Origin of the sequence: Actinophytocola sp. NPDC049390, assembly GCF_044466355.1 — a bacterium.
In the GTDB taxonomy this organism is placed as follows: Bacteria; Actinomycetota; Actinomycetes; order Mycobacteriales; family Pseudonocardiaceae; genus Actinophytocola.
The window spans coordinates 102,557-111,800 of the sequence record NZ_JBITMQ010000003.1; the positions used below are offsets into that span (position 1 = coordinate 102,557).

Consider the following 9,244-nt stretch of genomic DNA (forward strand, 5'->3'; position numbering starts at 1 on the left):
GGAAGTACACACCAGCATGGCTGTCGAGATCTTCTACGACGACGACGCTGACCTGTCCATCATCCAGAACCGTCGGGTTGCCGTCGTCGGCTACGGCAGCCAGGGCCACGCGCACGCGCTGTCCCTGCGCGACTCGGGGGTCGAGGTCCGGATCGGGCTGCCGGAGTCGTCCAAGTCGCGGGCCAAGGCCGAGGAGGAGGGCCTGACCGTCCAGACCGTCGCGGAGGCCGCCGCGTGGGCCGACGTGATCATGATCCTGGCGCCGGACACCAAGCAGCGCACCATCTACGCCGAGGAGATCGCGCCGAACCTCAAGGACGGCGACGCGCTGTTCTTCGGGCACGGCTTCAACATCCGCTACGGCCTCATCACCCCGCCGTCCAACGTGGACGTGGCGATGGTCGCGCCGAAGGGCCCCGGTCACCTGGTGCGCCGCCAGTTCGTGGACGGCAAGGGCGTGCCCTGCCTGATCGCGATCGAGCAGGACGCGTCGGGCTCGGCCCAGGCGCTGGCCCTGGCGTACGCGAAGGGCATCGGCGGCTCCCGCGCGGGCGTCATCAAGACGACGTTCAAGGAGGAGACCGAGACCGACCTGTTCGGTGAGCAGGTGGTCCTCTGCGGCGGCACGACCGCGCTGGTGCAGGCGGGCTTCGAGACGCTGGTCAACGCGGGCTACGCGCCCGAGGTGGCCTACTTCGAGTGCCTGCACGAGCTGAAGCTCATCGTCGACCTCATGTACGAGGGCGGCATCGCGCGCATGCGGTACTCGATCTCCGACACCGCGGAGTACGGCGACGTGACCCGCGGTCCGCGCGTGATCACCGACGCCACCCGCGAGGAGATGAAGAAGATCCTCACCGAGATCCAGGACGGCTCCTTCGCCAAGGAGTGGGTGGGCGAGGACGACGCCGGCCGCCCGAACTTCCAGAAGCTGGTGGAGCAGGGCGAGCAGCACCCGATCGAGGAGGTCGGGAAGAAGCTGCGCGGCCTGATGTCGTGGGTCGACCGCCCGATCACGGAAACCGCCTGATCGTCGGAGTCCCGGTGGCCACCGCGCTGGTGGCCACCGGGTACTTTGGTTGCCATGAGTGACGAACCGACCACCCGCGAGTCGGCCCCGATCTTCGACGACAAGGCGCACGTGCGGGGCAAGCTCGACCTGACCACGGCCGAGTGGCAGCGTGCCGCCGAGCCGGACGCCGATCCGAACGGCGAGTACGTGGAGATCGCGTTCGTCCCGCACACGGACGGCAACACCTACATCGCCATGCGCAACTCGAAGTTCACCGGCCCCAACGACACGGTCCTGGTGTTCACCGAGTCGGAGTGGGACGCCTTCGTGGAGGGCGCCAAGGCGGGGGAGTTCGACGAACCCTGGTGACGTGGTGCCACGGTCGCCGATAATCCCGGTGTGACCTCACCGCAGCGCCGCACGTACCCCAGGCTCGCCATCGTGTGGATCATGTGGTGGAGCGCGTGGTCGTTGATCTTCGTCGTGGCCGTCTTCGCGGAAGTCGCCGACTCCGATCCGGATCTGTTCGAAATCATCGGCGGCCTCGTCGCCGCCGTCCTCACCGGCGTCCTCGCCGGGGCCAGGGTGGTCGCGAACCGTGGTCCGGTTGCGGCGGCCGCGCCCGCGCGCGCCCTTCCCGCGGCCTTGCCCCGGCTCCCGGGAAACACCTCGGCGGCGCGGGAACCCGTGCAACGGCTCGCCGGGGCGGAGACCGCGTTGCGAACCTTGTTGACGCAACTCCGTGGCGCCTCGGTGCCCGGCGAGGTCGTCGACGCCGCGCGGCGGACCGCGGCCGAGACCGCGGACCGGCTGCGCGTGCTCGCCGCCAAGGTCGAGGCCGTCGAGGTCGCGGTCGCGCACTCACCGGCGGGCCAGCGAGCCGGACTCGAGGACGGCATGCGGAACCTGCTCGGCCACCTCGAGAGCGGGCTGAACGGTTACCAGGAACTGGTCGCCGCCGCCGGGCACCTCGTGCTCGCCGACTCGGCGAACCCGGTGCCGGACGGGCTGGTCGAGGCGACCGACAACCTCGCGGGCCTCGCGTCGGCACTGCGCGAGCTGTCCGACAGGAAATGATGTTCCGGATTGTGGAACATCATTTCTCCTCGACGACTCCGCCCGCGCCCATGATGTGGGACAAATCGAGGGTGACCTGCGGGGAAATCGGGCATCCCGGCCCGAAACTCTCCCCAAGTGGGTGAAACCACCGCGAATGGCGCTGTCGCCTGGCTCACCAGGTGGAGAAACGATTCAGCGGACCTCCTAGACTGCCCTCGGTTGGTTACAGCGCTGTAACCGCGCCCCCAACAGTCGCGCAATCCTGGAGCCCGCGTCGTGACCCAGCAGACTCGTCCCGTTGTCCTCATCGCCGAGAAGCTGGCGCCCTCGGTAATCGACGTGTTCGGAGACGAGGTGGAGGTCCGCCACGTCGACGGCACCGACCGCCCCGCACTCCTCGACGCCGTCACCCAGGCGGACGCCCTTCTCGTGCGGTCCGCCACGAAGGTGGACGCCGAGGTGCTCGCCGCCACCACCCGACTGAAGGTCGTCGCCCGTGCGGGCGTCGGGCTCGACAACGTCGAGGTCCCGGCCGCCACCGCCCGCGGCGTGCTCGTCGTGAACGCACCGACCTCCAACATCGTCTCCGCCGCCGAGCACGCCGTCGCGCTGCTGCTGGCCACCGCGCGCCAGATCCCGGCCGCGCACGCCACGCTGCAGGACCACGAGTGGAAGCGCAGCAAGTTCTCCGGCGTCGAGATCAACGGCAAGACCGTCGGCGTCATCGGCCTCGGCAAGATCGGGCAGCTGTTCGCGCAGCGCCTCGCCGCGTTCGGCGCCGAGCTGATCTCCTACGACCCGTACGCCTCCGCCGCCCGCGCCGCGCAGCTGGGCGTCGAGCTGGTCACCCTCGACGAGCTGCTCGCCCGCGCCGACATCATCTCCATCCACCTGCCGAAGACCCCCGAGACCAAGGGCCTCATCGGCGCCGACCAGCTCGCCAAGGTCAAGCCGGGCGTGATCATCGTCAACGCCGCGCGTGGCGGTCTGATCGACGAGCAGGCGCTCGCCGACGCCGCGCGCGACGGCCGCATCGGCGGCGCGGGCGTGGACGTGTTCACCACCGAGCCCACCACCGAGAGCCCGCTGTTCGGCCTCCCGAACGTCGTGGTCACCCCGCACCTCGGTGCGTCGACCGCCGAGGCGCAGGACCGTGCGGGCACGGACGTGGCCCGTTCCGTGCTGCTGGCGCTGCGCGGCGACTTCGTGCCCGACGCGGTGAACGTCGCCTCGGGCGGCGCCGTCGGCGAGGAGGTCCGGCCGTACCTGCCGCTCACCCAGAAGCTCGGTCTCGTGCTGTCGGCGTTCTCGTCGGCCGCGCCGTCGTCGGTGGCGATCGAGGTCCGCGGCGAGCTGTCGAACGAGGACGTCTCGGTGCTGTCGCTCGCGGCGCTGCGCGGCGTGTTCTCCGGTGTCGTCGAGGACCAGGTCACGTTCGTCAACGCGACGCGGATCGCCGAGGAGCTGGGCGTCGACGTCACGCTGAACAAGGAGGCCGAGTCCCCGAACCACCGCAGCCTGGTCACGCTCCGCGCGGTCTACCCCGACGGTGACACCCTCACCGTCAGCGGCACGATCAGCGGCATCGCCGAGGTCGAGAAGGTCGTCGAGGTGCACGGCCGGTCGTTCGACCTGCGGGCCGAGGGCGTGAACCTGCTGCTGGAGTACGAGGACCGCCCCGGTGTCATGGGTGTCGTCGGCACGCTGCTCGGCAAGGTCGGGATCAACATCGAGGCCGCGCAGATCAGCCAGACGAGTGGCGGCGAGGACGCGGTCATGATTCTGCGTGTGGACCGCCCCGTCGACCCCTCTGTGCTGGAGTCGATCGGCGCCACCGCACGTGCCTCGGTCATCCGCATGGTGGATTTCGGCTGATTTTCCCGGCCGCGACACCACCTAGTCGGGTGGCCAGCACCGGCGATCAGTGGTCATCCCGGTAACCTTCACGAATCTGTCAGAGCCTGATACTCCGGGAGGTGTGCATGCGGCTCGCGGTGATCCCAGGCGATGGGATCGGGCCGGAAGTGATCGCCGAGGCGCTCAAAGTGCTGGGCGAGGTGGTGCCGGACGTCGAAGTCACCAAGTACGACCTCGGTGCGACCCGGTGGCACGCGACCGGTGAGCTGCTTCCGGAGTCGGTGCTCGGCGAACTGCGCCAGCACGACGCGATCCTGCTGGGTGCGGTCGGCGACCCGTCGGTGCCGAGCGGCATCCTCGAGCGGGGACTGTTGCTGCGCCTGCGGTTCGAGTTGGACCACCACGTGAACCTGCGCCCGGCCAGGCTCTACCCGGGTGTGCAGAGCCCGCTCGCCAACCCCGGTGACATCGACATGATCGTCATCCGGGAGGGCACGGAGGGCCTGTACGCGGGCAACGGCGGTCTGCTGCGCAAGGACACCCCGCACGAGATCGCGACCGAGGTCAGCGTCAACACCTCGTACGGAGTTGAGCGGGTGGTGCGGGACGCGTTCGCGCGTGCGGTCGCACGGCCGCGCAAGCACCTGACCCTGGTGCACAAGACGAACGTGCTGACCCACGCCGGTTCGTTGTGGTCGCGGGTGGTCGAGGAGGTGTCGCTGCAGCACCCCGATGTCACGGTGGCCTACCAGCACATCGACGCCGCGACCATCCACATGGTGACCGACCCGAGCCGCTTCGACGTGATCGTCACCGACAACCTGTTCGGCGACATCCTCACGGACCTGGTGGCGGCGGTGACCGGCGGCATCGGTCTCGCGGCCAGCGGCAACATCGACATCACGAGGCGGAACCCGTCGATGTTCGAGCCCGTGCACGGCAGCGCGCCGGACATCGCGGGCCAGGGCATCGCGGACCCGACCGCCGCCGTGCTGTCGGTCGCGCTGCTGCTCGACCACCTCGGCGAGCACGAGGCGGCACGGCGGATCGAGGCGTCGGTGGCGTTCGACCTGGCGACGCGCGACCACCCGTCCCCTGGCAACACGTTCGCAATCGGCGACCGCCTGGCGGCGCTGGTGTCGTCGAACAACCCGACGACGAACGTCGAACTGTAGGTCTCGTTCGCGAAACGGGCGCCCCGGCTTTCGGCCGAGGCGCCCGTTTCGCGTTGGCCTCCGGCCCCCGGTTGCCAGCCTCTCACGAGGCACCGACACGACCGTCCGCGACGGGATGGGTTGTCCACAGGCACCGGTTCTGTCGGTGGTGGCCGTTACGCTGGATTTCGGGGGGCCGACGGCCGCGGTTCGGTGACGGATCGCGTGGTTCGTGCCGTGCCGGGACAGCCTGCCCGCATGGGTTCCTGGGGGCGGGTTCCGGTGGTCGCGGCCGTCGGCTTGGTGCTGGCCGGGTGTGTCGTGGGTGGTCCCAAAGCACAGGGCACCGCTGAGGCCGATGAGCAGGTCGAGACACTGGCCATCGCGATCAGTTGGCCGCGGCAGTACTCCGCGGAGGGGTTCGCGCGTGCCGCTCTCGCCACCCGACTGGGCCGCAGGCCGAGGAACTCGTCGACGACGTCAACACCAACCTCGGCCCGGACGACCCTCCGCCGACGGTGACGGTGCGCGGTGACGACGTCTCGGTCGCGATCGTCGCCGGAACCGAGTGCCTGCTGGGCACACGTATCGGGGGTGTCGTGCGGACCTCGCGCCCGCCGGTCGCGGAGTGCGTGCCCTGATCCCGGGATGTGGGAGATGCGGCCCATAAGTTGGTAGCGCGCCCCGCCGTGTGGCAGCATGCCAGCGTGACCACCTCCACCGTGATCATTATCGCCGAGCGCGTCGGGTAGCCGAGCTACACACCCGACGCGCTGACCTCTCGCATCCTGCGGGAGGTTTTTTTGTTGCCTCACAACGACATACTTCGCTCCACCTCAACGAAAGGCACCCGTCGTGAACCGCACGACCCCGGCCGGAACCCCACTCGGTGACTCGTTCCACGTGTTCGACACGACCCTGCGGGACGGCGCGCAGCGGGAGGGCATCACCTACTCCGTCGCCGACAAGCTCGCCGTCGCGCGGTTGCTCGACGAGGTCGGGGTCGGGTTCATCGAGGGTGGCTGGCCGGGTGCCATGCCGAAGGACACCGAGTTCTTCGCACGGGCCCGGGAGGAGCACTTCAGGCACGCCGTGCTCGTCGCGTTCGGTTCGACCCGGCGGGCCGGCACCACCGCCGACCGGGACCCGCAGGTGCGGGCGCTCCTCGACTCGCAGGCGCCGGTGGTCACGCTCGTCGCCAAGTCGGACCGGCGGCACATCGAACGCGCCCTGCGTACGGACGTCACCGAGGCGTGCGCGATGGTGCGGGACACGGTCGCGTTCCTGACCGGAGAGGGCCGGCGCGTCTTCCTCGACGCGGAGCACTTCTTCGACGGGTTCGCCCACGACCCGGACACCGCGCTCCGCGTCCTCACCGCGGCGGTCGAGGCCGGGGCCGACGTCACCGTCCTCTGTGACACCAACGGTGGCCAGCTGCCACTGCAACTCGCCGACACCGTGGGGGAAGTCATCGCCCGCACGGGTTTCCGCGTCGGCATCCACTGCCAGGACGACACGGGCTGCGCTGTCGCCAACAGCGTGGCCGCAGTACAGGCGGGCGCAACGCACGTCCAGTGCACCGCCAACGGCTACGGCGAACGGGCAGGCAACGCCGACCTGTTCGCCGTGGTCGGCAACCTCGTCACGAAGCTCGGTATGCCGGTGATCCCGGCCGCCTCCGTGCCCGAGCTATCGCGGGTCTCGCACGCGCTTGCCGAGATCGCGAACATCGCACCCGACACCCACCAGGCCTACGTCGGGTCGTCGGCCTTCGCCCACAAGGCGGGGCTGCACGCGAGCGCGATCAAGGTGGATCCGTTGCTGTACAACCACATCGATCCATCTGTCGTCGGCAACGACATGCGGGTGCTGGTGACCGAGATGGCCGGCCGGGCCAGCCTCGAGCTGAAAGGCAAGGAGCTCGGGGTCGACCTGGCCGGCCAGCCGGCCGCGCTCACCTCCGCCGTGCGCAAGGTGAAGGAGCTGGAGGCGCACGGCTGGTCGTTCGAGGCAGCCGACGCGTCGCTGGAACTGTTGCTGCGCAAGGAAGTCGCCGCGTCGTCGGATGTCGCCGAGGACACCACTGCGGACGCTCCACCGTTCCGGCTCGAGTCCTACCGGGTCATCCTCGACCACCGCATGGACGGCGAGATCGTCTCCGAGGCCACGGTGAAGGTGCACGTCGCCGACCAGCGCGTCATCGCGACCGCGGAAGGGAACGGGCCGGTGCACGCGCTGGACGCCGCGCTGCGCAGGGCACTCGAGCCGCACCTGCCGTGGCTGACGGCCGTCAGGTTGTCCGACTACAAGGTCCGCATCCTCCCCGGTGCTGCGGGCACGGACGCGGTCACCCGCGTCCTGGTCGAGTCAAGCGACCACGAACGCGAGTGGACCACGGTCGGGGTGCACGGCAACATCGTCGAGGCGAGCTGGCTCGCGCTCTGCGACGCACTGGTGCACAAGGCGATGCGCGTCGCTCAGCCGGTGACGAGCGTCAGCCCGTAGACCGCCAGGATCCGGTTCACCGGGAAGAAGTAGCTGGTGCCGGCCGTGGTGCAGATGCCGGAACCGCCGCCGAACGGCACGCCCTGCGCCTGGTCGTCGGTCACGTAGGCGACGCTGCGTGGCTGCGGGCAGATGTTCGTCCTGGTCAGGCCGCTGATCGTGCCTTCCGGGTACGAGATCGTCACGTTCTTCGCGGTCACCATGCCGCACGTGATGCCCGAGGAGTGGCTCAGCAGGCACACGCGCCCGCCGACCGGCGTCTCCTTCGACCCGGCGATCGGGTGTCTGCCGCCCGCGTCGATCCAGCCGACCACGTCCCACGCGTCCGTGTTGCGGACCGCGACGACGACGTAACCACCGTCGAGCCCGCCGACGATCGAGCCGACGAGGACGTTGTCGCCGCTGTACAGCAGCGTCGAGGTCGTGGTGCCGCAGCCGTCGCCAGCGATGAGGTACTCGCGGCCGCCGTCGGTCGCCGCGAACGCGACGGTGCACCGGGCGTCGGCCGGGCCCAACGGGTTGAACAGGACGCTGCCGCCCCCGATCGGGACGGGGGCCGCGGCGGCGGTGCCGGGCAGGCCGAGAAGGCACGCGAACAGCGCGGTGAGTGAGGCGATGAGTCGCCGCATGGGAGTACTCCTTTGTACGCAGGGTGTATTCGACACAACCAGGAGTGGTGGGGTGTGCCTATCCGGCAACCGGGCGACCCCGCGCGTTTCGTAGGCTGGGTTCGTGCGTATTGCTCGAATTGCTCATCCGGGTGGGGTCGCGTTCGTCACGATCGACGGGGACGGTGACGATCTCGTCGCCCGTGAGGTGGCCGACCACCCGTTCGGCACGCCGACGTACACCGGCAAGTCATGGCCGATGGCCGACGTGCGGGTGCTCGCGCCGATCCTGCCGTCGAAGGTCATCTGTATCGGGAAGAACTACGCGGACCACGCCCGCGAGATGGGTGGCGAGCCGCCCGCCGACCCGGTGATGTTCCTGAAGCCGTCGACGTCGGTGATCGGCCCCAACGCGGCGATCAAGCTGCCGGCCGACTCGTCCAGAGTGGACTTCGAGGGCGAGCTGGTCGCGGTGATCGGCCGCCCGTGCCGGGACGTGCCCGCCGCACAGGCCGCGTCGGTGATCCTCGGCTACACGATCGGCAACGACGTCACCGCCCGTGACCAGCAGAAGGCCGACGGCCAGTGGACGCGCGGCAAGGGCCACGACACGTTCTGCCCGCTCGGCCCGTGGATCAACACCGACGTGGACCCGGCAGACCTGTCGATCAGCACGTCGCTCGACGGCGTGGTCAAGCAGGACTCACGCACGTCACTCCTGCTGCACGACGTACCGAAGCTGGTCGAGTGGGTGTCCCGCGTGATGACCCTCCTGCCCGGCGACGTGATCATGACCGGCACCCCGGCAGGCGTAGGCCCGATGACAGCGGGCCAAACGGTCTCCATCACCATCGAGGGCCTGGGCACCCTGACCAACCCAGCAGAACCCCGCTAACCCAAAAAACAACCCCCGCGAGTCGCGCCCCCAAACATAGCGAGTCGCGCCCCCAGGCATAGCGAGTCGCGCTCCCAGGCACAGCGAGTTGTGGGGGGGTGTTGCAAGGAGCAGAACACCGCCGGGGACCAAACCACACAACAGGGGGGATGAG

The 9,244-nt window shown here is 69.5% G+C and carries 9 protein-coding genes; 8 read left to right on the plus strand and 1 reads right to left on the minus strand.

Features of this window, described 5'->3' with window-relative positions; genetic code table 11:
- Positions 1–16 precede the first annotated feature (16 nt).
- From ilvC to cimA, 7 genes are all read left to right on the plus strand, one after another.
- Positions 17–1,030, plus strand: a complete 1,014-nt coding sequence (gene ilvC, locus ACIBVP_RS11460) for a ketol-acid reductoisomerase (protein WP_396105979.1) — start codon at positions 17–19, stop codon at positions 1,028–1,030.
- 54 nt (positions 1,031–1,084) lie between these two features.
- The gene (locus ACIBVP_RS11465; RefSeq protein WP_396105980.1) at positions 1,085–1,381 is read left to right on the plus strand and encodes a DUF397 domain-containing protein; all 297 of its coding nucleotides are present in this window, start codon (positions 1,085–1,087) and stop codon (positions 1,379–1,381) included.
- A gap of 30 nt (positions 1,382–1,411) precedes the next feature.
- Positions 1,412–2,089, plus strand: a complete 678-nt coding sequence (locus tag ACIBVP_RS11470) for a hypothetical protein (protein WP_396105981.1) — start codon at positions 1,412–1,414, stop codon at positions 2,087–2,089.
- Positions 2,090–2,347: 258 nt separating this feature from the next.
- Positions 2,348–3,946 (plus strand): phosphoglycerate dehydrogenase, encoded by a 1,599-nt coding sequence (gene serA, locus ACIBVP_RS11475; protein WP_396105982.1) that lies wholly within the window; start codon positions 2,348–2,350, stop codon positions 3,944–3,946.
- Between the two features lie 107 nt (positions 3,947–4,053).
- A complete protein-coding gene (locus ACIBVP_RS11480) occupies positions 4,054–5,103 on the plus strand; it encodes a 3-isopropylmalate dehydrogenase (RefSeq protein WP_396105983.1) in 1,050 nt (349 codons plus the stop codon).
- A gap of 497 nt (positions 5,104–5,600) precedes the next feature.
- On the plus strand, positions 5,601–5,723 hold the full coding sequence (locus tag ACIBVP_RS11485) for a hypothetical protein (protein ID WP_396105984.1): 123 nt from the start codon (positions 5,601–5,603) through the stop codon (positions 5,721–5,723).
- Between the two features lie 214 nt (positions 5,724–5,937).
- Complete coding sequence (gene cimA, locus ACIBVP_RS11490) at positions 5,938–7,587, plus strand: citramalate synthase (RefSeq protein WP_396105985.1); 1,650 nt, start codon at positions 5,938–5,940, stop codon at positions 7,585–7,587.
- On the opposite strand, the gene ACIBVP_RS11495 is transcribed toward cimA, so the two are convergent.
- Positions 7,560–8,216 carry a S1 family peptidase gene (locus ACIBVP_RS11495; protein WP_396105987.1) on the minus strand — a complete coding sequence of 219 codons (657 nt, stop codon included), beginning with the start codon at positions 8,214–8,216 and terminating at the stop codon, positions 7,560–7,562. The two genes, cimA and ACIBVP_RS11495, sit on opposite strands and share 28 nt — an antisense overlap.
- 103 nt (positions 8,217–8,319) lie before the next feature.
- On the opposite strand from ACIBVP_RS11495, the gene ACIBVP_RS11500 reads away from it, so the two are divergent.
- Positions 8,320–9,090 (plus strand): fumarylacetoacetate hydrolase family protein, encoded by a 771-nt coding sequence (locus tag ACIBVP_RS11500; RefSeq protein ID WP_396105988.1) that lies wholly within the window; start codon positions 8,320–8,322, stop codon positions 9,088–9,090.
- The last annotated feature ends 154 nt before the right edge of the window (positions 9,091–9,244 follow it).

Bases quoted from the DNA above. Each gene is read 5' to 3' on its own strand.
- ilvC (WP_396105979.1), top strand. From the start codon at position 17: ATGGCTGTCGAGATCTTCTACGACGACGACGCTGACCTGTCCATCATC.
- ACIBVP_RS11465 (WP_396105980.1), top strand. From the start codon at position 1,085: ATGAGTGACGAACCGACCACCCGCGAGTCGGCCCCGATCTTCGACGAC.
- ACIBVP_RS11480 (WP_396105983.1), top strand. From the start codon at position 4,054: ATGCGGCTCGCGGTGATCCCAGGCGATGGGATCGGGCCGGAAGTGATC.
- ACIBVP_RS11495 (WP_396105987.1), bottom strand. From the start codon at position 8,216: ATGCGGCGACTCATCGCCTCACTCACCGCGCTGTTCGCGTGCCTTCTC.